10 protein-coding genes are annotated in these 26,318 nt (G+C 49.1%); 2 read left to right on the top strand and 8 right to left on the bottom strand.

What is annotated here, in order from left to right; translation table 11 throughout:
* Positions 1-117: 117 nt before the first annotated feature.
* From KO087_RS00545 to KO087_RS00525, 5 genes are all read right to left on the bottom strand, one after another.
* On the bottom strand, positions 118-1,095 hold the full coding sequence (locus tag KO087_RS00545) for an ATP-binding protein (RefSeq protein ID WP_215506634.1): 978 nt from the start codon (positions 1,093-1,095) through the stop codon (positions 118-120).
* Positions 1,096-2,082 (bottom strand): DnaD domain-containing protein, encoded by a 987-nt coding sequence (locus KO087_RS00540; protein ID WP_215506631.1) that lies wholly within the window; start codon positions 2,080-2,082, stop codon positions 1,096-1,098. It lies immediately after the preceding gene.
* Positions 2,072-2,653, bottom strand: a complete 582-nt coding sequence (locus KO087_RS00535) for a GNAT family N-acetyltransferase (protein ID WP_215506629.1) — start codon at positions 2,651-2,653, stop codon at positions 2,072-2,074. The genes KO087_RS00540 and KO087_RS00535 overlap by 11 nt, the downstream gene beginning before the upstream one ends.
* Before the next feature lie 111 nt (positions 2,654-2,764).
* Complete coding sequence (locus tag KO087_RS00530; protein ID WP_215506627.1) at positions 2,765-11,968, bottom strand: InlB B-repeat-containing protein; 9,204 nt, start codon at positions 11,966-11,968, stop codon at positions 2,765-2,767.
* Between the two features lie 12 nt (positions 11,969-11,980).
* Positions 11,981-19,756 (bottom strand): InlB B-repeat-containing protein, encoded by a 7,776-nt coding sequence (locus KO087_RS00525; protein WP_215506625.1) that lies wholly within the window; start codon positions 19,754-19,756, stop codon positions 11,981-11,983.
* A gap of 374 nt (positions 19,757-20,130) precedes the next feature.
* Between KO087_RS00525 and KO087_RS00520 the strand changes: the two genes are divergently transcribed.
* The gene (locus KO087_RS00520) at positions 20,131-21,978 is read left to right on the top strand and encodes an LTA synthase family protein (RefSeq protein ID WP_215506623.1); all 1,848 of its coding nucleotides are present in this window, start codon (positions 20,131-20,133) and stop codon (positions 21,976-21,978) included.
* 99 nt (positions 21,979-22,077) lie between these two features.
* Entirely contained in the window at positions 22,078-22,590 is a 513-nt protein-coding gene (locus KO087_RS00515) for a macro domain-containing protein (RefSeq protein WP_251374882.1), read from the top strand.
* A 60-nt stretch (positions 22,591-22,650) separates the two neighbouring features.
* Here KO087_RS00515 and KO087_RS00510 read toward each other — a convergent pair whose 3' ends face one another.
* The 3 genes from KO087_RS00510 to KO087_RS00500 all read right to left on the bottom strand — a co-directional run bounded on the left by KO087_RS00510 (position 22,651) and on the right by KO087_RS00500 (position 26,188).
* The gene (locus tag KO087_RS00510; protein ID WP_215506621.1) at positions 22,651-23,598 is read right to left on the bottom strand and encodes a putative ABC transporter permease; all 948 of its coding nucleotides are present in this window, start codon (positions 23,596-23,598) and stop codon (positions 22,651-22,653) included.
* 143 nt (positions 23,599-23,741) lie between these two features.
* Positions 23,742-24,902 (bottom strand): ArgE/DapE family deacylase, encoded by a 1,161-nt coding sequence (locus KO087_RS00505; protein WP_215506619.1) that lies wholly within the window; start codon positions 24,900-24,902, stop codon positions 23,742-23,744.
* Positions 24,903-24,913: 11 nt separating this feature from the next.
* Entirely contained in the window at positions 24,914-26,188 is a 1,275-nt protein-coding gene (locus KO087_RS00500; protein ID WP_215506616.1) for an MFS transporter, read from the bottom strand.
* Positions 26,189-26,318: the final 130 nt, after the last annotated feature.

Here is a 26,318-nt window from a genome sequence, read left to right as displayed (position 1 = left end):
AGGCCCTTCCCCTGGTCTCAGAGCCATGTAGGAATCAATTTTTAAGTAAGAAAGTAACTTGAATTCATTTACGTTCGCTATGCGTAGCTCGCTGAATAAAGCGACTCGCAAGTGGCTTTATTCAGCTTCCCAACGTAAATCTTTCCCGAAAAAGGCCATGGGTACAAATTTATGGAAGATGCGGCTGAAGATTCGGTCGCCGTAGACGGCGGAGAGTTCTCTCGGGCTCAGATTGGTGCTGATGATCATTTTTTTGCCGTCGATCATGCGGCTGTTGACGATGTTAAAGAGTTGGGAATTGGTGAAGGAATTGGTGAGCTCGGTGCCCAAATCGTCGATAATCAAAAGATCCGCGGAAAATAAGCTGTCGTAGGCCATTTTCACTTCGTCTGTCGCATCCCGATTAAAGGTTTTTTCTTCGAAGATGCGCACCATACCGAAGGCGGTTTCGTAGACCACGGATTTTCCCGCCGCCATAAGCTCGGCGGCGACAGCGTGGGAAAGAAAGGTCTTGCCCAAGCCCGTGGGCCCGTAGAGGAGCAGATTCATGTCGTTGGCCTCGTCGAAGGTGGCGATGAAGTTTTCCGCCACGGCGAGAATCTCTTCCATGTTTTGCCGCGGGGAAATGCCCTCGTCGGCAAAGGGCAGGTCGGAGTAAATGTCCAGGCGAAAGTTGCCGAAGTTGTTTTTTTCGATCTGCCGCTCGATGTGGCTGGAGCGGTGCAGATAGGCGGTGATCCGCCGGTTCATGCAGCTGCAGCGCAGGCCGTTTTCCAAATAGCCCGTGTCCTTGCATTGGCCGCATCGGTAGACGGGATCCAGGTAATTCGCCGGAAGCCCCGCCTCCACAAGCATGGCCCGTGCCATGGCTTCGTAGGTTTTGAGCTCCTTCACGGCCGCATCGGCCACAGACGCATCGCCGCTCACGAGGGTGGCCTTGGCCGCTTCAAAGCCCAGGGCGCGGATGTTTTCTTCCACCGCCTCAAGCCCCGGCGCCATGGCGTAGGCTTCCTCCCGGCGCTCGCGGAGGGTCTGTTCATTTGCTCGCCTGAGGGCGTCGTAATCCGCCCGAATTTTATCGAAGATGGATGCCATCTATTTCTGTCCTTTCCCCTCTATAAATTGCCGGCGCTTCCTTTGCGCCATTTTTTCCAAGGCGTCGGCGCTGTATTTGGCCGTGGCCGAGCCCGCCATGGGCTGGGTTCGATGGCCGCGAAGCACCTTGGGCTTTTGATCCTTGGAAAGATCCTCGGGCTTTTTAATGCCCTTCGCCTTCCACGCGGCGAGAATGCTTTCAAAATACCGCCAGTTGGGCTTTCCGATGCCCCCGGTGCGTTTCGCCGCCTCTTCCAACAGGGCGAAGTCCATTTCCTCGGCATAGGAGGCCACGGCGTCGGACTCACCGCGAATGTAGGGCTTATCGGATAAGCCCATCAATTGAAGCAAGTGGCGGTAGCGGTAGTAGGCCCCATCGTGGGTGCGGAAATTTTCCGCCAAAGCCTCGGGGGTGCGCACATTGGCGTCGGCCCAATTCCGCACAATCCCCTCGATGTAGGGGACAGAGCGCTTGTTTTTCTCCTCGGTGCCGTAGCGAAAAGCCTCCAAAATCATCTCCGGCGTCATGTTGTACACCTCGCGCCAGGCGGCGATGTCCAGCTTTTGCTGATAGGGCACCTGCTTGCGCATGTAATATTCCACCTTGGAAAAAAGATTGGCGATCTCCGTGTCCTCCAGCCGGCGCACGAAATCACTCTTCTTGTCCTCGGGGCTGTAGACCTCTTTCGTGTAAAGCTCCTTCAGACGTAAAAAGCGAATGCCGTAGCTTTCCCCTTCGTAGATCTTCTCCACAATGCCTTCCGATTCCCAATAATCCCAGGCCCGCTTCACGTCCGTCTCCAAGAGATTCAGGCGATCGGCCAACGCCTTGTGGTCTCCCTCGCCACCGTTTGAAGCCAGCTGCAGCCCGGCCAAATAGACCTTCACGAAATCCCCGTCGGCCTGGGGCATGTAATCGTTTAAAAAAATATTTTCAATGGGCGTATCCCCTAAATCCAATTTCGGCGGATCCAATTTAAATTCCACGCCGCCACCTGCCTTTCGTGAGTTCCATTTGATGCACCGACACGACACAAAACTGCCCCATGGTGCGCATCTGCTTTCGATAGGGGGCAAAGGCCGCTTCATACAACGCCCCTTGGGGCAAATCCACCCGGCGAAAAGCCCTGCCCATCCGTTCAAATCCCAAAGACGCGTACAAATGCATGGCCCGCCCGTTCCAGGGAAGCACCTCCAGAAGAATCCGCTCAAGCCCCAAGGTGTAAAAGCCGTAGTCCAAGAGCCAGCGCATGGCTGCCCGGCCCAGACCCCGATCGATGACCGCCCGGTCAAGAATAATGCCCACTTCGGCGGTGCGGGTAATGAGGGAAATATGCTTCAGGCCCATGTAGCCCACGGCGCGGCCCGCTTCCAAAATGGCGAAATACTGATCCCTGTGGCCCTTCGTCTTCCAGCGGTACCAATCCCCCACCGTGTCCTCGTCTTCCATAAAATTATACATACTAAAGAGCGGGTCCTCGTAATCCGTCCAGGTCAAAAAATCGCGGACGTGGGCTTCCTCTAAAGGCGCTACGTCTATGGCATATTTGTCGCGCAAAAAACCCCCTCCTCCTCCTATGATTGTACCATAAGGGGCGAGGGGGTTTTTTCACTTTTTCCTTCCCGGGCAAAAGAAAAAAGACAGGCGATGCTGTCTTTTCTCTTTACACTAGCGATGCCTCGGGATCCGTTGGAAGAGATCCTGCTCGATAATCGCATCCTTCACGTCGATTGTGTAGGCCTTGTCGCCGCGCTTGTAGGCGATGTAGGCACCTTGACGTTGGTGAAGGAAGGTATTGCTTGCACAGAGAATGTCGTCGTAAGCCCACATATCTCTGTTAATGTCCGTGTAATTAATCATGAACTTGTCATTTCTACGGATGTAATCCATGTCGCGCACCCGGCGGAACGCGCGGTTGGATACGGCGGCCACTTCCTTCCGAGAAATGGGTTCATCGTAATTAAAGGGGGCTTTCTTTTCCGTGTAGATGGAAAGCCATCCGCTCCGGTACGCCGCTTCCACCTCGGGAATGGCCCAGTGGTTTTTGCGCATGTGGAGGGAATTGCCGCCCACTTTATCCACGTATTGGAACCTGCGCAAGGTGGCGATCCACTCGGCGCGGGTGATCTTTCGTTGCGGCTTAAATTCGCCGTCGTCATAACCGATAAACACATCGGCTTGGGTGGTGATCCTTACCGCATCGTTATACCACATTTCCTTCGTCGTGTCCTTATAAGGAAGCTTGTAGCGGAGATCGAAGGGATAGCCGTCTTCCTTCAGTGCATTGGCCAAAATTTGCGCCGCTTCGGCACGGGTCAAGCCGTCGTCGGGACGGAACTTGCCTTCGAAACCTTGCATGTAGCGCACTTCGCGGCGAAGCACCGTGCGATCCTTATAGACCGTCTTCGTTTCACCGGGGACGGGATAAGGCACGAAATTGGGCTGCGGCGTGGGGTAGGGTTGCGGAATGGGATCCGGCTGCGGTGTGGGGTAGGGTTGCTCCTTATTTTGAACAAAGACCTGAACGGGAATTTGAACCGTCGTGTTGTCCTCATAAGTGACCGATACCCTGGCCGTCGTCATGCCTCCCTTATCCACATTGGGTTCTGTCACTACAGCGACACGCTTAATGGTCTTGCCTGCCGGAGGCGTAATAACTTTTTTATAGTCGTCCGGCTTGGGCTGAACCCCTCGTTCCGTTATAACGTAACCCGCTGTGGGGAGTGGCGTTTGTTTCTTGGAGAATTTCGCTGTAATCGTCGTTTCTTTAGCCGTAAATTGTTGAGTCAACTGATTGTCCCATTCGGTGAAGACCATGTCCTCTTTATTCGCCGTCGGGGCATCCACCGGAATCGTGACTGTCTTCGTCGGATTGACCCAGAAGACTTGCGTTTGACTTTCGCCTGCGGCGAGTTTCGCATTTTGGGTTTTATCGACGATAACTTTAACGAATTCGTCCGGAACGACGGGCTTTGTATTGGGATCCTTTTGTTCCACCACATCGCCGGTGACATTGTAAGTGACATCCACCGTCTTGGTTTCGCCATTGGGATAGGTGATCTTGATGCTCGTGGAATTATTCGTTCCGGGTTGATTCGTGTTCGGTTCACTACCCGGAACGAAATCAAATCTGGTTCCCGGAGGCAGATTGTTCGAATTGTTCGGGTCGTCGTCATTGTAGGGATTTTTGATGAAATCCTTCGGCGAAGGAACGCTTCCTTTAGGAATCCATTGACCGCTGTTCGGCTGAGGATCTACATTCTTACCGTACCCGTAAATAGCGACAATCTTCGATTCTTTTGCCGTAAAGATACCCTTGATGTCCGTTCCGTGGTCGTAGGTGATTTCGGGATTACTGTCTTCTAATTTCCATTTTTTGAAATTATTGGTTAGCGTAACGCCCTTCGCATCCGTTTCTAATTTACCCGTAGGATCGAGGATGCCGGGAATCTTGACTTCCACATTGGGTTTTACCCAGAACACTTTCACGAACTTGGTATTGTCCGCAGCTTTGTCCGTGGTGTCCACCGTGACCTTGACGTAGCTGGCGGGAACGAGAGGCTTGCTGCCGCTTTCGCCGCCCGTTTGGGGAACCACATGCTCTACAACTTTAATGGGCACTTCAACGATGGTCGTTGCCCCACCCGGATACTCAACTTTCACTTTTGCCGTTATATTTCCGACATTGTCAACCTTGGGTTCTTCCTCATAAGTGAAAGTCGTTCCCTCGGGTAAGTTATTTGTATTTGTCGGATTGTTCTTGTCATACTTGTTTTTAATCAAGTCTTCAGGTTTAGGTCTGTCACCTTTCCCCGTAACAATATTTTCTTCTGCAATAGGCTCTTTCACTATATTAATCCAGGTAAACTCATACTTAGCCGTAATTTCCGTTTCCTCGATAAATTTACCTGAAATAGCCTCGCCGGGCCAGGATGCAATAGAACCCCTGGTTACTGTCCAGCCGATAAATTTGAAAGAAGACTTGCTTCCATTTGCAGTAATTTCTTTACCTTGCGGTTTATTTTTAATTTCAACCGTTTCCTTCGGATTGACGAAGAAAACTTTATTTTCTTTCGTGTCATCCGTGGCCTTCGCCGTCGGGATAAGCGTTACTTTTACATAACCCTGGGGCTGATCATTCGTTGTCCCATTCGGATTCTTTTGCGGAATAACATTGCCAAGCTTCTTAAAGGTAAAGGTGAAGGTGGTATCGTCAGTGAATTTTTTATTAAATTCTTCTGAACTCCATGTTCCGCCGACATCTGTATAACTGAAGTCCGGCGTCTTCGTAAAGCCATTTACTGTATTGGTGAAATCTACGACCTTTTCAGGGTTCACATAGAAAACCGTATCGACAGCCAAAGTACCATGTTCTCCTACAAACCTAACTGTTTTGTAACCACTAGGTCTGTCGGAACCGTCGGTATTCTTTTGAGGAACAACCTCCTTGATGGAATCGTATTGAGCCCTGATGGTGGTGTCTTTGGTAAATGTTTGCGTTAATTGCTTATCCCAAGCCTCCGCTCCGTCTTTTTGCTTAAAGCCCGTTGCCGGCGTTACGGTAGGCGCAGGGACGGTCACTTCTTTGTTGGGCTTGACATAGTAAACGGTCTTGCCGCTTAACGTTCCGTGCTCGCCCTTGTCGAAGGTGACGGTAAGATAACCTGCCGGCTTGTCGCTGCCGCCGGTTTTTCCTTGGGGAATCACATCGTCCTTTGCATTGTATTTCGCTTTGATAACATCTTTGTCCTTGTATTGAATTGCTCTTTCGATTTGGGTATCCCAAGATGCAAAATCAAATCCGGTGTTGGGATCCACTGCCGGAGCAAATGTATCCAACGCGACGGCCTTGTTCGGATTGACATAGACGACTTTTGTCTTCGTGTTCGTGGTGTCTTTTATCTTACCATTTTCTTCCGTTGAGAAGGTCACAGTAATATATTTGTCGGGAATTTTGTTTTCCCCGCCCTCAGGATTATCCTTCGGTACGACATCCGGGATACCAACATATTTAGCTGTGATGTCAAAATTGCGGTCAATCTTGGTCTTATCTGGTACTGGCCACCCAACGAATTCCCAGCCGGTTTCCGGTGTTACCGTCGGTTTAATGTCACCTATCGTTTTCAGCGGATTAGCCTCCGGATTGACGTAGAATACCGTTTGACCCGACAATTCTCCGTGGTCGCCTTTATAGAATTTGACGGTGACATAGCCGGCGGGTTTTGGCTTACTGCCATCTACGATGTCATCCAGCTTCGTAAAGCTGGCTGTTACCGTCGTATCCTTGTCATACCTTTGCTTTCTTGTCGTTTTTTTGTCCCATTTTTCAAATTCATAACCGGTGTTCCCCTTCGCTGTCGGTGGATTGATGATTACGTCGCGATTGGGATCGACATAGTAAACGGTGATTTCGTCTGCGGGAATCTGCCCTTGTTTGTTGGCTTCAAAAGTCACAGTGACATAGCCGGGCGGCTTCTCAGACTCATCTTTCTTCGTCTTGGGAATGACGTCTCCCAGTCCGTTGAAAGAAGCGGTGATGGTGGTGTCTTTGTCGTACACCGTAGGAATCTTCGCATCTTGACTCCAAGCACCGAATTCATAGCCGGTGTTACCTTTCGCATCATCAGGCGGCGTTAAGGTTACATACTTATTCGGATTAACGAAGTAAGTCTTTTCTTTCACGGTGCCGTTTCCGCTGTTATCCGCTTTGAAAGTGACCGTCACGTATTTGTCATCAGGCTTATTCGGATGCTCGTTGGTCTTCTCTACGAAATCAGGAATCGATGCCGCCTTGGCTGTTACGACAATATCCGATGCTTCGATGACAAGAGCGTCTTCCTTGTCCCACTTAACAAACTTGTAGCCGGTTTCTGCTTCATAGCCCGGTTTCTTAAGCTCAGCATTTCCAAGGGTGATGCCTGCGTTTTTCTTGACGTAGTAGGCTTTTTGTTGAGTTAACTTTAAGCCCGGGTCCGCCGCAAAGGTAACCCTTACATAGGTGTCATCCGGTCTTGTTGTAGGGTTCTTAATCGGATCATAAGGAATGATCGTCTTATCATTTGTCCATTTTGCAATAGCTTTGCTATCTTTTGTTAAGATAATCTCTTCGCCGACTTTATAGTCTTTGCCATCAATTGTCCAGCCCGCAAAGCTTGCATCTGTCTTTTTAAGATCGCCTTGGTTTGCAAGTCTAACGCTTGTGTTGTAATCAACTTTTACTTCAGCAGGTGCCGTTCCTTCTGTAGCTCCACCTGCATCGTAAGTTAATTTTACTTGCTTAGGCTTAAACATTGCTATATGCACCCTACCTCTTGTGATAGGTGTTTCAGTGTCAATGTCTGCACGCCATTGGTCAAATCCATATTTAGTAGCGTCATAAGGAGCGGTACTTGGTACAGGTAAAACTGTATCACTTGCTGTTGCATTTGCAGCGGCAAGTTTAACACCCTTGTCCGGATTTACAAAGTAAACTATCTCATTTTCATTAGTTTTTGGATTAGTTTTATCTTCGTATGCTGCATTGCCTGTTATCGTGCCCCTTCCATCGGTTTCAAAGATAATTACTACATAGCCATCCGGGGCTGTGTCCTTGGGTCCTGCTTTGATGATATTTGGAAGTTGAGTATAGGTTGCTGTTACATTTATATTGTCCGGTCCTTTTATAGGTGTACTCATTGGCTTATCCCAAGCTTCAAACTTGTAAGTTGGACTTGGTACTACAGTAATTCCACTAGTATCAAGGTCTTTTAGCTTCTTGCCAGCATTTGGATTGACATAGAATGTCGTTTGTCCATCTAGCACGCCGTTTTTTCCCTTTAGGAATTGAACTGTTACATAGCCTTGCGGTTTGGCATTCACTGTACCGTCAGGATTTTTAGACGGAATTATCTCATCTAGCTTTGTGAATTCGCCTTTAACAGTTGTTACAGGATCAGAATATGATCTTACTTCTGTAGTGTCTATACTCCACTTTTCAAATTCATAGCCTACATTTGCTTTTGTCTTTGGTGGCTGTATTGTTACATCTGTATTCGGTCTTACAAAATAAGTGGTAGTTTGGCCAGCTTCAATCTTTCCACCTGTAGCTGGATCTATTACAAAGTTAACTGTAACAAAGTTTGCTGGTTTATTGTTTGCTGTTCCATCTGGCTTTGTCTCAGGTATAACATCACCTTCCGGATTAAACTTTGCAGTTATGGTTGTGTCTTTAGTGTAGTTTATATTGTTTGCCAATATAAAATCCTCACCATTACTGCACCAAGTTGAAAACTCATAGGAAGTATTTGGAACTGGTGTTGGTGGAGTAAGCTTTACATACTTAGCAGGGTTTACATAGTAAACTTTTTCTGTAATATCTTTGCTATTTTCTTGGATCTTACCATTGTCTCCGGACTTAAATGTTACTGTTACATAGCCTGCCGGTTTTTCATTTGGAGTGCCGTCATCTTTAAGAGCTGGTATTACATCGTCAATTGCTTCATATTGTGCAACTACAAATGTATAATCGTTTATAACTGTGGAATCTTGTACATCCCAGCCTGTATGCTTCCAACCTGTGTCAGGTTTTACCGTAGGCTTTGTCAAGTCTCTAATAGTTTTCGCAGGATTAGCCTTTGGATTGACATAATACAAGATTTGTCCATCCACACTGTTCGCGTGGTCTCCTCCGATGAATAAGACAGCGACATAGTCTATCGGTTGTAGGTTCGGCGTTCCGTCTTGATTTGTTGCCGGTATGATGTCTTTCAGTTTAGTAAAGCTGCCATAGATGGTCGTGTTAACCGTATATTGCTTTTGGTCAGCAGGATTAATTATTGGGTCAGTAGGGTTCGTTCCCAGTCTCCATTTATCAAAGATAAATCCTGTGCCGGCCATCGTCTTAGGTGCTTTAAGGGATACTTGTCTTGTCGGATCCACATAGTAAGTTTTAACTTCACTGTCAGCAATCTTACCGCCTATGCCGGAAATTGCAAAAGTAACTTCTACATAGCCGGCCGGCTTTGTTGAGCCATCCAGTTTTGGATACACTGCATCCTTTTGGTTGAACATTGCAGTTATAACTGTATTTTCTTTATAATTTACAAAGTTTGCTAGACTAAAATCACTTTGAGACTTGTCGCTCTTCCATGTGCTGAAATCATAGCCTGTGTTGCCTACCGGCGTAGGTGCCGGTAATTTTACAAACTTGTTCGGGTTTACATAGTAAACTTTTTTATCTACCTTTGTACCATTGTCCCTTATCTCGCCATTTTTATCAGCTACGAAAGTAACTGTTACATAGCCTTTCGGCTTATCTGTTCCGTCGGTATTCTTTTGAGGGATAAATTCATCAAAAGGAGTCGCCTTTGCTGTGACGACGATGTCATTTGCTCCAATTGGAGTTGTGTCGTCTTTATCCCACTCTTTAAACTTGTAGCCGGTTTCTGGTTCGTATTTCGGTTTTACAAGAGTCGGGTCGCCAAGTTTAATGTTTGCGTTTTTCTTGACGTAATAGGCTTTTTGTTCCTTGAGCTTTAAGCCCGGATCCGCCGCAAAGGTCACTCTTACATAACCCTCCGGGCGGACCATAGGATCTGCTGCGCTCGGATCATAAGGGATGATGTTCTTCGATTCATCATAGGTGGCGGTGATGGTAGTGGCTTGTTCAAACTTTTGTGCTTCGTTAGGTTTATAAACTGCACCTTCCGCATTTACCCCTACCTTCCATTCCTTAAAGGTGTAGTAGGTTTTCCCTACGGGATTGGCCACGGGAATGGTGACTTTCTTTTCCGGATTGACCCAGAAGATTTTTTCCGCTTTGGTTGCATCCGTCGCCTTGTCCGTGGGAACGAATTTCACTTCCACATAATTCTTCGGAACTGTATCCGGTTTGCTTCCATCTTCATTCGGGGAAATGACATCGGAAACGTATTGAGCTTCGATGGTGGTTTCGCCACTAAATTGATATCTCGGATGCTCGGAAAGTTTGTATTCCGTCTTCGTTCCCTTGATTAACCATTTGGTAAATTGGTTACCGTCCGTTCCCGTGGGGTCTTCCCCGGGGATAACCACTTTCGCTTCGGGATTGACATAGTAATAGGTCTTTTGAGGATCCTTCGCCTTGGTGGTGGGATCGACAATGACTTTTACATAATCAGTCGGTACATAGTAGGGCCTATCCGTTAAGGTCTTGGCTTCGTAAATGTTTTTGACGACCTTAATTGGAATGTCCACGGTTTGGCTCGTGCCGTTTGCGTGGGTGACTTTGGCCTTGACGGTGACCTTACGGGAGACTTCTGTAGTGTCCTCTTCTTTTAATTTGTCATAAAGATAATTCTTTAAGTCATCGCCGTCAGCTTTATATTCATTTGAGCCGTCAACTATTGCAAAGATATCATCATTTGCTAATGCTTGTGGATCTCCATTTCCGTCTTTAATCGTCACTTGTCCCTTTAAGGTTTCAAGTGTCGGAATAAAGTCGTTAGTATATTCTGTCGCTCCATCAGCTTTAAAAGACTCATGAACCGTCAATTCTTCCGCCGCAATGGCGTTGTTGTCCCAAATGGCGTAGAAGGTTTTGGCTTTCGTAATGTTTTTAAAGTCTGCGTCGGTAGCAGGGGTTTTCCCGTCTTCGGTTGTCGACCAGCCTTTAAAAGTTTCACGATCCTTCGTGGGCTTTTCCGCCTTGTCCGTCAGCGTGCCGTCGTAGTCCACTTCCTTCTTAATCTTTTGCTCTGCATTCGGATCAGTAATGGAAGCAAACTTCCCACCATTAGCATCAAAGGTCACGGGCAAGATCTCCGTCATGGTGAGCTTACCACCATTGATGACGTCGTACTCTAGGTCATACTTGTAGACCTTGTCATTGGCCGTAATGCGCTTGGCATTTTTGTCGATGGTATAGGTCTCCGGATCTTCAAGCTTATCCTCATCGACGGTAACTTTGGGCACCTCTCTTAACTGGATCGGTGTTTGAGGCATATAACCCGGCCATTCGTCCTTATCTAGGTCAAACTGTTCCCTACGTATTTTTAATACGTCAGTGTCATTTATTGGAAATGGAAAATAGTTGTAGTCGTCTGCAGTTTTGTTGTTAAAGCCACCCACGACTTTCGGCCGTTTCGCTTCTTGGACATTGGTGTTCCATTTGGACACAAACTTTGTCGAAGCTGTTTGGCCTATTTTCAAATACAGGGGAATGTCGGCAACAAGATTTCCCTCGCTATCCGTTGTGTAGGAGGAGGTTTCACTACCCGTATTTGATAAATTCATGGTTAATAGGGTTATTTTTTCCGAAACGCCTGTTTCCAGTTCCACCTCGTACTTATAGGGCTCTAAGGCTTTGGAGTACAAGGGCAACTTGGCGGGCTTTCCGTAGAGGTCCTTTAAACTGTATTTCCCTGCCTTATCGACGGTTAATTTAAAGGTGTTAATTTCCTTGTTGGTCTTGGCATCTCTTTGAACGAAGTAAATATTGGCCGTTCCCGGATTGCCATTGGAATCTGTGCCGAATATTTCATTCCATTGGAAGGGTTTTGGTTCTCCCTTGTCTTTCAAACCTTCGGTAACAAATTCTACCCGTAAATTACCGTAAGCCGCCGCCTTTTCATTGTCCGTCGGATTTTGTCCGGGCAGGTAGGGGCTTCCTACTGAAAAGAAGCCGCTACGCCCCGTTCTAAATCTGCTTTGATTTGTTCTTGCTTGTTTTTGAATTGCTAAGATCGCCTTTTTATCCAGTTTAGGATACGTTTTGGGATCTAATGCACCCATTTTCACGAGCTGAACCGTCGTTTTCTTTGTTGGTTCACTCGTTTTCGCCCGTGCCACTTCCGGCGCAAAAACTTGCGCCAGCATGAGCAGGGCCAGCATAAATGCTGTATATCTTCTTTTCAAAGTATCCTCTCCTTACTTAATGGTGATCTCTTTGATGTTTGATTTCAACTTGTCGTTTTCTGCCCAGTGACGAATCAAGTCTCCGGATTGTAACTTACCTACTTCTGCAGGAATCTTAAATCCGAACTTCACTTGTTTTACTTTGAATTTGCCGATTTTTTTTGTGTTGGTATATTCCTGAGCAGGTTCGGCACTGTATTTTTTGCCGTCGCGAATAATTTCCAGATGACCCACTACGCCTTCTGCCAGGCTTTCTCTCTTAACATCGACAAAATCAAAGCCTGCCTCCGGAGACACTATTTCCATTTCCGTAAGGGCTAAGCCAATGGCATAAATCGAAGTGTCTGCAGTATAGGTTTCTTTCAAGAGTCCCTTTTCATCGAGTGTTATCTTTTGCCAGCCTTCAAATTTATTTGCACCCGGTCGATTGTAAACCGTCGGCGGCGTAATGGTGACTTCTTTATTCGGCGCCACATAGAATTTGCTGGGTGCCAGCATAAAGGCTTTTTTATCGTCGACGACAAATTGAACAAGAACCATACCTTCCGGCTTTTCTTTATCAATGATTTTCGGATCCGTTTGCTTCGGGTCGATGGGGATGAGGTCGGCGACCGGTGCGTATTTCGCCGTAAAGACTTTTTCTGTTTCGCCTTGAGCTAGGGTTAAGTCGAGTGCTTTATCCCATCCGGCATTAGCGTCTAGTGCCTTGTAGTATTTGTTCGGTTGAATTTCGGGAACGACGAGGCCCTTGGCTTGTGCTTGTACCAGGTCATAACCCTTGGCAACCTTGTAGGTCACTTCACCGCCTGCTAGTTGTCCGTGTGCACCTTGTTTGAAGATGACTTTGACAAATTGGTCTTCAACCGGATCGCTCTCTTTAATCTTTTGAACCGGATCTTGCCAAATGGCGACGAGGACTTTATCTTCGGTAATGGCTTGGTCGAGTTTGAAGAAGGGATCTTGTTCTCCTTCCTTCTTGATTTCTTTCCAGCCCATAAAGACTTTACCTTCGTAAGTCGGCGGATCGAATGCTTTTATTTTTTCGCCGTGTACAACTTCTTGAATGTCTACGTTACTTCCACCCTTGGTGTCGAACCGCACGGTATGAGTTACGGGTTTCCATTGGGCGATGGCTTTTGTGTCACCGTTTAGGGTTACTTCTTGGCCCGCTTGATAAGTTTTGTCGCCAATCTTCCAGCCGGTAAAGACGGAGTTGTCTTTCGTCAAACCGTCGGCATTTGCAAGGACAACCGTTCCTCCATAGGGTGCGGATTGCTTGGTGGGTACAGTGCCCGTTCCTCCGCCGGCGTCGTAGGTTAAGGTGACGTCGTTCTTGGTGAACTTGGCTACGTGTTCTTGATCGCCTTTGATGGGGTTGGAATCGATGGGTTCTACCCAGCCTTTGAAACTGTAATTAGCATCGGGGCTCGTTTTTGGTACTGCAAGTTCTTTTTGACCTGCTGTTTCATTTTCGCCTAATACTTTTAACTTAATGTCGGCGTCAGGGTTAACGAAGTAGGTTTTTTCTGTAATGCCACCTTCGAGCTTACCGTTTGTATCCGCCCTAAATATGACGGTGACATAACCATCCGGCTTGTTGGGATTTTTGTCGGTTTTCTCTACGATATCTTCGGATTTAAAGAAGTCGTATTTAAATACCGTTTCTGGGTCTGCGAAAGTACCTTTCAATGCTTTATTGTCTTTATTTACCCACTTGCCGCCGTCAGCAATGTAGCCGGTATCCGGTGTCTTGCCGATAGCATTTGCCGTTGCATTCATATCCACTTCAACTTCGGGGCTTACATAGTAGGTGAAGTTGCCGGTGAGGGTTTTGTCCAGCTTTCCGCCTGTGCCTGCCGTAAAGACGACTTTGACGTAGTTGGCCATGGCATCACTAGGTTTCTTACCATCCGGCGTTTCCGGAATGATGTTTTTGTGAACTTCCACGGGAATGACGATGGGCTTGTCAGTGCTGCCTTCGGTGGAGCCATCTTTGTATTTGATGGTGACCTTGGCTTCTTGTTTGCCCGGATTGTTCGGATTGGGTTTTTCGACAACCGTAATCGATTCAATTTCCTTGCCTTCACGCGGGGTAATCTTACCGATTAAGTCTTTGTCGGTGATTTCTTTACCTTCAGGGGTATCGAGTTTTTCAACCTTAATGGGCTTGAGAATCGGTGTGGCGGCAAATCGTTCGAAGTAGGATGCTTCGATGACGGTGACTTTGTCGGTGTATTTATTCTTGGCCAGGTCGATTTTTACTGCCGGATCTACTTTTGTTAAGCTGTCTTCCTTTTCGCCAGCTTGTACCTTTTGCCATTGGTTGAAGACGTAGTTGACTTTCTTCTTGCCGATCTTCGGTAAATCTACTTCTTGATCCGACTTGCCTTCGGGTTTCGTAACCTCAATGGCCACTTCCGTCGTGGGGTTAACCCAGAAGGTTTTTTCGAATTCTGTCGTCGCCTTGTCCGTAGACTTCACAATGACTTTCACGTAGCTTTCCGGCACATTGGGTTTGTCTTTGCCTTTTTCTTGTTCTACCACATCGCCGGCAAAGCCCGGTGTGATGACGGTGTCTTCGGTAAACTTATGACGCTTCTTAAAGTCGAAGACGCCCTCTTTTTTGCCTTCTTCATTTTGAGCATCTTTATCCGCTGTCCAGTTGGTAAATCTGGAATTGTCTTTCGTGTCAATTTCAGGAATTTCCACCCAAGCCTTGGGGTTGACGTAGTAGACCTTTTTGTCTTTGGACTTCAAGTCTTTCGTCGGCGACACGGTGACCTTGACATAAGCTTTCGATACAGTGTCGCTTAAATAGTCTTTCAGCCCGCCGTCTTTTGCTTCTTTTCCTTCCGCATCGGAGAGGTATTTGGGCTTGTCGCCTTTTTCGTTCAAGGCTTCGTAGCGGTTTTTGTAAACGGTGATGGGGATGGGAAGCTCTTGGGGCTTCTTTGCATCTCCGCCCTTAAAGGTGACCTTGGCGACGATGTCGAGGACGCGGACGGTTTGATCTTTATCCTCTACGTTCATTTCTTTGACCAGGTTAAAGAGGTCTTCGTCAGTCTTGATTTCTGTTTCTTTTCCAGCTTTATCCTTATAGACGAATTTGATATCCGTGCCTTCGGGAATGTCTTTAACCTCATTCCCTTCTTTCCAGACAAGTTGCGCTTTCAAGTCGTCCAGCTTCGGAGCAAAGTCATTGGTCCATTTGCCGTTCGGATCCGTATAGGCTTCGGTGCGTACCAAACCGGTGGATTTTGTGGACATGCCGGACCAGTCGAAGTAGGCGGTGAAGGTGTAGTTTTTGTTGATTTCGGTTTCGGCATTGAGCCACTTTTCATTATCCCAGCCTTTAAAGGTCTTGCCTTGGTCGGGGGTAATGTAATAGCGGTTTGCTTCTTTTTTCTTTTCGTTGCCTTGGGCATCCATGCCGCCTTCCCAAATGACGGGGTGGGGCAGGTTGTTGGACTTAAGTCCCTTGATGACGTCGTAGTGGAGTTCGGTCACTTCTTTGCCATCTTTGTCCTTAAAGACGCCGCCTTTGTGCTTGTCGTCGATTTTAAAGGTGACGCGGACGTAGCCGTCGGGTACGGGATCCTTGGGGTTCTTTACTTCGATGACGCGGGCGTCTTTATAATAGAAGTAAATTTCGTTGGAGCCGGTGCCGTTGATGCCCAAAAATTCGTTGGTGTTTTCGTTGACATCGTAGAAAAGTTGTTGTTGGGGATCGCTGACTAAGGTCCAGCCGGGAATGGGCCGGTAGTTTCGGGCATCGTAGTGACGACATTGACTGGTCACTTTTTCCTTGTTGATGACTTTGTAGTCGCCGAGGATTTTTTCCAGTTCTGCTCTCTTGGCTTTAAACTTCGCCTTGTTTGCAGTATTTGCCTCTAAGAGCGCATCGTCTGTTAGGCCTGCGGTATTTGTAAGATCCAAGCCTTTGAAGAAGTCTTCAACTGCCTTCTTGCCCCGTTCGTCAATGTAATTGACCTTGTAGTTCCGAGTACGGAAGGGGCGGTAGTAGAATCTGAAGATGTTTTCTGGATTGGGCTCGTAGATCGGATTATCTTCGGTGCCTACATTTATATTGTCTTGCACCCTAAAGGATTGGAAGAAGGTGTTGTTTAGCTTAACACGATCGTTGTAGGCTTCGTATTCCGGCTTTAAGGCATGGTCTTTCCCGCCATCCTTATAGGTGCCATCGAGTTTTTCCATTAACTCGCCATGGTCGGCCAGGATCCAGTGCTCGTCTTGTTTTTCCCCTGTGGCGGGCACGTAGTCGCCGACGCGTTTGAAGGCGAGGTCGTTGGGTTCCGGGTTGGGGTACTTCGATGTATCCAGGACGAGCTTTTCGCCGTTCTCGGTTTTTTCGTTCTTCAGGTAGTAGTGCAAGACTTTCACTCTGGCTCGCTTGTTTTCGACCCAAATGGCCTTGAGGTAAATGGGGGATACCACATCGGTGCCGAAGGAGTAGAGCTCGGGCACCTTGTATTTGTCGCGGTAGGAATTGTCTTGCTCATTGGTGTAGTTACCGAGGTTATCTGTTTTGTAGCGGACAACTTCCCAACCCAGGAAGTCGTAGCCGTAGCGTTCCGGTTTCGGAAGGTTTTTCAGCTTTTGTTTTTGGACTACGGTAAAGACTTGGGTGCCCGCCTTGGCCGTTTCTCCCTCATAACCTGCTACGGGATAGGTGTTTTCTTCTTCACGACCGATGTCCCCTTCTTTGATTTTCTTCATCTCGGTGGTGAGGCTACCCGGATCTATGGCGCTAAGTGTGCCGCCATTGGGATCGACGGTGACCTTCCATTTGTAGTCCGGTTCGTCCCAAATGGCATAGAGGTTCATCGGGTGGAAGGGCATGGTTTCGTCCTTGTTTTTCCAGACCATTTTTTGTCCGGCAGGGTCCATGGCCCAGCCTTTAAAGATCATTTGGTCGGAAAGGCCTTCCGGTCGTTTGATTCTATAATGCTTGCCTTTGTCTTGGGCAAATTTCTTCGGATCCGTTTTATCTCTTTGCAAGAGATCGTACAGGCCCAGTTTGTATAGATTGTCCGGATTGTCCAGGAGGTTTTTCGGGTTTTCTTTGAAATACTCTCTATCTTCTCTAGCTAATTTATCATCAACTAAATCGGGACTTAAAACTTTTAGAGGGAATTGGTAGAAGGTTTCCAGGGCGTTGGCCTTCTCGTTTGTAAATCCAGTTCCACCTTTCACAGGGTAGCTAAACTCACTGTCGTCCTTGATCTTGGTGGGGTCTGTATTAAATCTTAGGGGATACTTGTTGCGTTTGTAATGGAATTGAAGGTAGCCGTTTTCTGTAAATTCTTGACCGCCTTCAATTTTGTCGCCAAATTCATCGGCATCGCTAAAGAAAACGCGGATAAAGTTCAGCTGGCCGATGGGCAATTTGACGCCCTGGTTGTTGTAGTACGTCCCACTGGTGTTGGGGGTGATTTCGTCCCGTTCGTCGTTTAGTTCCCCAATTCTATCTTCATCCACACGGCCATCCTCCTGCGAACCCTCTTCAATTGTCGGCCATTGTTTTTTAGGATCATAGTCACGAGGGGTAAAGCCTGTAACTATGGGGTACCGGTGACCATAGCCCAGACCGGCGGTGTCCGCCTTGGTCCGCACCAAGTCGTAACGGATGATGGTTTCGCCTTTCTTAAAGCCGTCCATCCAAAAGTCCATGTGGTGAGGGATGGAAGGATGATCCTGTTTGATGCCGAAGGAAAGGGTTGTAAAATCGAGTGTATCTAAATCGATGGTTGTGCCGTCGCCCTTGTCTATGTGCTTCACATAGCCGCCCCATTTAATGTAGTTTTCCATGTCGAGGAACTCATCGGCATTAAGTCGATAGGGGGGCGTATCTAAGTGAAGGGGCCAGTTGGGCGTAGTATAGTTGGGGCCCCAACCGAAACTTTGATAGCCGAGAGTGAAGCCCTTGGTTTGCTTGGCATCATTGGGCCACTTATACATCATCTCGTTGAATCTGGCCTTGTAGTGGTAGGGATTGCCGGGGCCGCCTAACATCACCGATTCTCCCTTTGCCGGATCGTATCCCCAAATTTCGGGGTAGATGGTATTTTTCTCAGGTTGTACATTGGACTTGGTAAAGTAAAGATCGTAGACCTGCCGGTCGTAGTAGATGTTGTAGACGGTTTTGCCGGTGGCGGATACGGCCTTTGTCACGGTTGGTTTGTTAGGGTCTTTGTTTTGCTCGTCGGTTAATTTTTCATTGTAGACAAAGAATTTATTTAGATAAAGGTCTCTGCCACGATTGAATTTATCGCCGTTCCAGATTTTTTGTAAGCGCGTTTTGTCCAGGTCGGGGAAATTTAATCCCGGTAAAGTTTTTGTACCTCCATTGACTTCAATCGTTACCGGACCCGGATTCTCGTCTTTTAAGGCAGGTCTTTTGCCCGTAGGCTGCTGTTCATAGACGCGGGTGCCCATGTAGTCGTACTTATTTAAGAGGGAGGCATTTTCCGGGTGGTCTGCCTTTTCCGCCCAGAATTGGATGGCGTAGTCGGCCTTTTCCTTGTCTTTCCACACGGCGGTGAAGGTGAGCTTTTCTCTGGGGATGGATTTGCCGTCTCCCAGCTTCATGGCGGGCACCTTGAGTTGAATGTCTGTGGCATTCTTTTCTTTTACAGGATCGCCGTTTTCTACGACAAGTTTGTTGCCATTATCTCTTTTGTAGTAGATGTTACCCAGGTCGACGACGGCATGGCCATTGGCATCTTTAATGATGTCGCCTTTTTTATATTTTGTTCCGTCTGCCCCCTCCAGGTCGCGGGAGGGTTTCCAGCCCAGGAATTCGCAGCCGATCTTGGTGGGAATGCTGTTTTCATCGATTTTGGGAATTTCTTGGTCGTAGTAGTAGGTGCGAGTGGGCAGGGGGGTGCCGTCTTGGGTGTCGAAGACCACGTCGTAGGCCGCCCGGTTGTAGCGGTACTCGATTTTAAATTCCGAGGTGTCTTCCGGCACTTGGGTCTTTAATTTTTCTACCTGGGGTTCAAAGCCCGGCCGTTCATTTTCTTGCAGGGGTTGGACTTCCAGGGTAGACCCGGTGTTGCCGCTCAGGATTTTGATGGTTTCGTGGTCGCGGACGAATTCTTGGTATTGTTCCTTTTGAGCCGGATCTTTGAGATCATACTTTGTTTCTGTTCCGTCTTTTTCGATGACGGTGCCGTCATTTTTAGTGATGGTGCCGTCTTTGTTGGTAAACTTGTTAAAGTCTTCCATGTTTTGGAACGTGTGTTTGACTTGAATGTTGTTTTGAATGGCCGTGTACTTGTATTCCTTGAGGGCCAGGTATTTCTTCCCGTTGTCCGTGGTTTCGTGGCCATCTTTTGCCGCATCGACAATGGCGTCATAGGAATTAGTAAAGGATGTTTCTCCCACGGGCATTTTGTAGCCCGCCATGTTGGGCAGGTCGATTTTCTTGTTGACCTTGGCTTTTTCTTCCGGCGTCGCTGCTGCCCCAACGCTGGCCACATAGGGCTGGTAGTTGACGCTGTACTTTTCGCCCTTTTCCGCCTTAAAGTCGGTGCGCAGGGTGTAAATGGCCGGCAGATCGGGCGCTTTTACGAGGTCCGCCGCCGTCTTGCCTTCTCCCGGCCGTGCAATTTGCACCGGGGTCAGACTGTTGACGAATTTGGCCTTGTCGCCGGCGATGTCGTTGTGATTTACGTTCAACGCCTCGGCATAGGCGCTCATGGGCCCGGACAGTACCATGGTCAGGATCAATGTCCAGAGACAGAGTTGTTTCAAAATGTTTTTCATATGCCCTCCTCGTTTCTATGTCTATCTATTTCATCTGTCGGCCGGCCGCTTTTTGCCGGGCAGGAAAATATAATTGCATACAGTGCCTTATTTTTAATAGTATCCTTGTTTCATTTACTTAGCAAGTCTTTTGAAGGCTTTCAATCGTTTTTATTTTATATTTCTCTGTTTTCGCAAAAATATGCCGATGGCGGCGGTGCAATTGCCTTTGGGCTTTACTATTTTCCCACGGCTTTTTGCCAAAAAGGGTCTCTTCTTTTTTGTTAATATAAAGGAAGTTTTTGTTGCCTGCATTTTTCTTTTCTACCTATTTTTGTAAGGGCGGCGCCTATTTGTGGTAAACTGTGTGTAAAGTTTTTTGAAAGGATGTCTGCATGAAGCGTGAAACTTTTTGGTGGCGGCCTCTTCTTTTTATGGTCGTTGCAAGTGGCTTGATTACGTTGTTTACTTTGCATTACGCCTGCGGCACCGGCCCGATGCACGAGGCGCTGTTCAGCAGTTATTTACATAACCCGCTGCTTTTGTTTATGAATTTTCTCCCGGTCTTTTGCACTTTGGTCTTTCTCTATGCTTTAAGCGGCAGGATGTGGCTGGGCTTTTCCGTGACGTCGGCTTTGTTTTTTGTGCTTTCCGTGGTGCAGCAATTTAAGCTCATGTATCGGGAGGAGCCTTTTGTCATGCCGGAGATTTTGCTTTTCCGCGAATCGCTGATGATGAAGGGCCATTACAATATATCGATCTTCGCCTCCAATCCCTTGACTTTAATCGGCCTCATTGCCATGGTTTCTGTGACTGTCTTTTTGTTTTTGCAGCATCGCGAGCCTTGGGTGGGCAAAGCGCGGCGGCGGCTTTTAATTGGCTCGGCTCTGGCTGCTCTTTTTATTTTTCAGGGGGTGAGCGGCCCGTATTTTTCGCCGAAAATTTCTATTTGCGTCGGCGAAAATGCGCCGATCAATACTTTAAACGCCACGGAAAATTACATGGCCCGGGGGCTGGTGTATCCTTTTATTCTGAGTGCTAAAAAGTTTAGCGGCAACAAGCCCGAAAACTACGACAAGAAGCTTTCGGCCATGTTGTGGGAGAAGGTAAAGGAGCCGAAGGTGCCCGAGGAGAAGAAGGTGCACGTGATTTCGATCATGCTGGAATCTTTCTCGGATTTTTCGGTTTTCGACAACATTCCCATTCACCGGGACGTGTATAATTCCTTCCACGCCATTCAAAAGGAATCGGTGCACGGCCGCATGATCGCCGATATTTTCGGCGGCGGCACGGTAAACACGGAGCGGGGCTTTTTAACGGGCTTTTCCGGCACGGGCTATGCGGAATCCACGGCCATGATGAGCGACACCTATTCCCACGTGCGGTATCTGAAGGAAAATGGCTACGTCACCGAGGCGCTCCACCCGATTTACGGCTGGTTTTATAATCGGAAGAATGTCAATCCCCGCTTGGGCTTCGACGCGTTTCTCTCTTACGACAATTACTTCAACGAGGTGGAAGAGCGGGTAGGGGACACGGATTGGCTCTACACGCGGGACAATCACTTTTTCCCTGAAGTGGAAAAGCGCATGAATGATGCGGCGGCCAAGGGGCAGTATTATTTTTCCTACGCCCTCACTTACCAGGGCCACGGGCCTTATGCCGATTACAATATGGCGGACAGAAATTATGTGGACCGAATGGAAGGCCAGGACGTAAAGGACTGGGCCATGTTTAACAATTACCTCTCCAACATCGCCGCCACGGACGATGCCCTGGGGGATTTGGTGGAAAGCCTCAGAAAAAATCCCGCGCCGGTGGTGCTGATCTTTTTCGGCGACCACAAGCCCGCCCTCGGCGAAGGGGACAGCGGCTACAAGAGCATGGGAATCGACATCGACCTATCTACTTTAGAGGGGCAGATGAATTATTACACCACGCCTTATGTGATTTGGGCCAACGACGCCGCCAAAAAGAAGCTGGGCAAGGATTTCGTCGGCGAGGGTCCGGATCTGAGTCCATGCCTCTTGATGCGCTATCTTTTCGACACCATGGGCTGGCCCCACGACGGGATGATGGCGGTGCAGGACGAGTATCTGCCCGAAACCACGGTGCTTCATACACCCTATATTCGTAAGGACGGGAAGTATCAATTGATTGACGACAACCCGTCGCTGTCTGAAATGGTGCACCAATACCGCTGCATGGAATATTACCGCGCCAATGAAAAGGTGAAGAAATAAGGTCGCTTGAGCGGCCTTTTTGCCTTCTTGCATTTTTCGCGCTGCTTCGATAGGCTATGGGAAGAATGGATTCGATGATGATAAGAAAAGGGGTTTTATATGTTAGGTACGATTACCATGGTTTTAGGGGATCTCACGAAGGCCAAGGCCGATGTGATTGTCAATGCGGCCAACGAGCACCTGCTTCGGGGCGGTGGCGTCTGCGGCGCCATTTTCCGGGCGGCAGGGGACGAGCTGGATGAGGCCTGCGGCGAAATCGGCTATTGCGCCACCGGGGATGCGGTGATCACGCCGGGCTTTGATCTTTATGCGGATTATATTATTCACACGGTGGGGCCGGTGTGGCACGGCGGCGAGAGGAATGAGGCGGCCCTTCTCGCCTCTTGCTACGACAAATCCCTGGCCCTCGCCGAAAAGCACGGGCTGAAATCCATCGCCTTTCCCTCGATTTCCACGGGGATCTTCGGCTACCCCACGGAGAAGGCGGCGAAAATTGCCGTGGCGCGGGCCCTTGAATTTGTGGAAGACCACGCCATGGATGTGATGTGGGTGCTCTTCGACGAAAAAACCAAGGCCATTTACGACGGGGCTTTGGCGGAGGCGATGAAGTAGGCTGTTTTTCGAAAATCTATGCAATGAAAAAGGCGCAGACATCACGGTCTGTGCCTTTTCTTATTCCGCCCGCATGAGCCGCAAGCGGCGTTCTCTATTTTCCAGTGTTTCTTTGTTTTCACGAATGGCTTCTTCCAGCGCCTCAAGGTCCTTCTCGTCACCGCCGTCTTTTAACGCGGCGATGAGGGCGTCTTGTTTTTCGATGATTTCACGCTGCAGGATTCGAGTGGGGGTGAGGTTTTTCGAAGCGGCTTCCCGGGCGTAGGCTTCCATGGCCTCGACTTTTTCTTCGGCGAGTTGGCGAATGGCTTCGCCTTCGTTTCGAATGCGCTCCAGGCGGGCCTTCACCTTCTCGGTACGGAAGGTGAGCTCGGGGTAGGCATCGAGGATCCGCTTGTGGAAGACGGAGCGGTTTTCCAGAAGGTAGCGGACTTCGGCGGCGATTTCTTCGCTCTTGTCGGCCCGGCTTTTTTCCACGCCTTGCTTCAGGAGGTTCATGATGAAGTAGCTCGTGATGCCGTCGGCGACGAAAAGGATGCTTAGGGCGGTTAAGAGGGCGGTGAAAAGCCTCGGCTCCATGTGGGCGGCCAGGGCGAAGAGGCGGGGGTTAAAGACTTTTAGGATTAACACGCCGCCGATGCCGAAGAGGATGAGGTTTCCGATCCACACGCGGCCGTTTAGATTCATGGGCCGACGGGTGTAGTCCCACCAGCGGGCGTGGAAGTATTTTTCCAGCAGGTAGCTTGTCATGTATTCCAAGAGGCCGCAGAGGACGAAGGCGATGAGAAAGCTCATGGCCCAGGAGCGATCCACGGGCAGAAGGAGGCCTGCACCCATGGTGATGATGACGGCGCCGGTGCCGTAAATGGGGCAGTAGGGCCCGATGAGAAAGCCTCGGTTAATGAAGCGTTTGTATTCTAAGAATTTTAAAAAGACTTCCGTCACCCAGCCGGCGAAGGAATAGACAAAAAACAGCCACAAGAGGCGGTATCCCTCGGCAAATTCCATAGCATCCTCCCTTTCTTTTCTTCCCTTCTATGGTACTCGCCCCGCGGAAAAAACGCCACTCTCTTTTCGCCTTTTGCGGGATATTTTTGCAGCAAAAAAGGCAGGGGCTATCTGCCCGTGCCTTCGCTTTATTATTCGCTGTTTTATTCGCCGCTCAAAAATAGATTCGCCGTGTCTTTAAAGAGGCGGATGGTGTCTTCGTATTCGTCCAGCTCGATGTATTCGTCGACTTTGTGGGCCATTTTCGTAAGGCCCGGGCCGTAGACCACGAGATCCACGTCCTGAGGCAAATGGATGTAGCGGGAAAGTTCGCAGGTGCCGATAAGGGGGCGAACCTGAATGTTTTTGTCTTTGCCCGCTTCTTTTAATGCGCGGATCAGGGCCGTGTCTTTTTTCGCCTCAGCGGCATCCAGCACTTGGTTCAACTCCAAGGTGAGGGTGGCCTTTTCGGGATCTTCGTTGTTTTTGTCCACGGCACGTTGAAGGAGCTCGACGGCGCGGGCGGAGTCGTATTCCGGCACGGTGCGGGCGTTGCCTTTTATAACCACGTGATCGGGGACGGAATTAAATTGCCGGCCCCCTTCGATGACGGAAAAGACATTGAGTGTGACGCCCAGCTCCTTGTTGTGGTAGTCGGGATTGTTTGTAACCTCGTCGAATTCTCTTTGGGTGCTTTGAATAAATTCCGCTGCGGTCATAATTGCGTTAATCCCAAGCTCCGGCATGGAGGAGTGGGCGGCTTTGCCTTCGCCGTGGATGGTGTACATAATGGAGCCTTTGGAGGCGAAGATGGCTTGGTTTTCGCCGTCGCGCTTGGTGGGCTCGGGGATGATGATGCCGTCGACCTTATCCAGGTGGCCGCCTTCCACCAAATCCAGGGCGCCTTGCATGCCCACTTCTTCGCCGACGGTGCCGATAAACCAAATTTCTCCGGCGAAATCTGCGCCTTCATCGGCGAGATCCAGCATCATGGCCAAAGCCGCCGCCACGCCGGCTTTCATGTCGCAGGTGCCGCGGCCGTACATTTTGTTGTCTTCGATGACCCCCTCAAAGGGCGGGTGCGTCCAGCCTTCGCCGGCCTCCACCACGTCCAGGTGGCCGGAGACGGCAAAGATTTTTCCGGGGCGGGCGCCTTTTAGCTTCACGAGAATGTTGGCCCTGCCGGGATAGGAAGGGATGAGCTCGGTGTTTACGGCGTCGTAGTCTTTAAACAAATCGGCGATGTAATTTGCCACGGCTTCTTCGCCGTCGTTGACCGATTCGATTTGAATCAGCTCTTTTAAAATCTGAAGGTGTCGTTTCATGGTTATCTCCTTTATTTTTCTGTCTTCCCTGCGAAGGGCTCGGCCTTTTTATGGGCGAGGAGCCACAGGAAGGCGATGAGCAGGGCGAAGCCGATGTTAATGATCCAGGCCATGTAGTAGCTGCCTGAGGCGTCGAAGATATAGGATACGAGCAAGGGACCGAAGGCCGCCCCCACTTGGGTGGCGGATTGCACGAAGCCGTAGGCCTCGCCGTACATATCCCGCCCGTAAATGGAGGCGGTAACGAGAGGCGGAAGGACGGATCCTAAAGCCAGGCCGAAGCCGAAGACCACGGCCACGAGCCAGGGCCCCCACGCAAAGGGCACAAAGAGCATGGCCACGAAGCTTAATGCCAAGGTGGCTGCGCCGAAGAAGAGGGCGTGGTAGATGCCGTATTTATCGGCGATGCGGCCCAAGAGCAGCTTGCCGAAGACGCCGAGGAGCAGGTAAATGGATACGACGGTGCCCGCCGTTTTAAAGCCCGCCGCTTCTTGCAGGGCCGGCGGAAATTGCAGGGACGCACCGTTGGCCAGGCCGTTCATCACCGAACCCAAGAGCAGGAAGATAAAGAAACTGCAGGAGAGGGATGCGGCAATGGAAAGGCCGACGTTTAAGGATTTGTTGGTGTCCTTTGTGGGATCTGCGGGCAGGTCGTCGGATTCTTTGTAGCCGTAGGGCTTCATGCCCTTGTCTTCCGGCCTGAGGTAGATCAAGAAGATGCCGAAGACCACAGCCAATGCCAGAATAATCAGGGCGTAGACCCGATAGGACATGCGCCAGCCCACATTGGCGATGAGGCTGTTGACCAGGGGGCTCAACAGGGCGCCGCCGGCGGAAATGCCGGAGACGGCGATGGAGGTGGCCAGGCCTTTCTTTTCCGAGAACCAGTTGTTAATGAGCATCATCATGGGAATTTGCGCCGTGGTTATGTAGGCTGCACCGACGACGAGGCCCAGGGCGTAAAACTGGTATTGATTTTGCGCAAGGGAATAACCGAAGACTGCCGCGGCAAAGGCGATGGCCGCCGCCGTCCATATGCGCTTGAAATTATATTTCGTGAGAAACACGGAGACGACGGGCCCGAGAAAAATCCCCACGGCCTGGGTGATGGTGCCGGTAAAAGAAAATGCCGTTCTGGAAAAGCCCAAGTCTTCGGTGACGGCGATCTGCCAGGTGTTGGACAGGGAATTGACCACCGGCACATAGACCCCGAGGACCATCATGGCCACAATTAAAATAACCCAGGCGTAGTGGAAGCCGCCTTCTCGATTGGATTCACGTTTCATAATTGCCTCCCTTACTGAATAGGATCTTCATATTGCTCTCATGTATACCCTATATTTTTTGAAAAAACCCTTTTCTTTCTTTCATGTCGTTTCTTTCACCGCCATGTCGTTTTCTCGCCAAATCGCCGTT

Origin of the sequence: Peptoniphilus rachelemmaiella, assembly GCF_943169845.1 — a bacterium.
Lineage (GTDB): Bacteria > Bacillota > Clostridia > Tissierellales > Peptoniphilaceae > Aedoeadaptatus > Aedoeadaptatus rachelemmaiella.
Note: the sequence above shows the minus strand (reverse complement) of the source record. Positions and strands in the feature narration are given on the sequence as shown.

Excerpts from the sequence above, each read along its gene's own strand:
- KO087_RS00545 (WP_215506634.1), bottom strand. The coding sequence starts at position 1,095 with ATGGCATCCATCTTCGATAAAATTCGGGCGGATTACGACGCCCTCAGG.
- KO087_RS00525 (WP_215506625.1), bottom strand. The coding sequence starts at position 19,756 with ATGAAAAACATTTTGAAACAACTCTGTCTCTGGACATTGATCCTGACC.
- KO087_RS00520 (WP_215506623.1), top strand. The coding sequence starts at position 20,131 with ATGAAGCGTGAAACTTTTTGGTGGCGGCCTCTTCTTTTTATGGTCGTT.
- KO087_RS00515 (WP_251374882.1), top strand. The coding sequence starts at position 22,078 with ATGTTAGGTACGATTACCATGGTTTTAGGGGATCTCACGAAGGCCAAG.
- KO087_RS00510 (WP_215506621.1), bottom strand. The coding sequence starts at position 23,598 with ATGGAATTTGCCGAGGGATACCGCCTCTTGTGGCTGTTTTTTGTCTAT.
- KO087_RS00505 (WP_215506619.1), bottom strand. The coding sequence starts at position 24,902 with ATGAAACGACACCTTCAGATTTTAAAAGAGCTGATTCAAATCGAATCG.
- KO087_RS00500 (WP_215506616.1), bottom strand. The coding sequence starts at position 26,188 with ATGAAACGTGAATCCAATCGAGAAGGCGGCTTCCACTACGCCTGGGTT.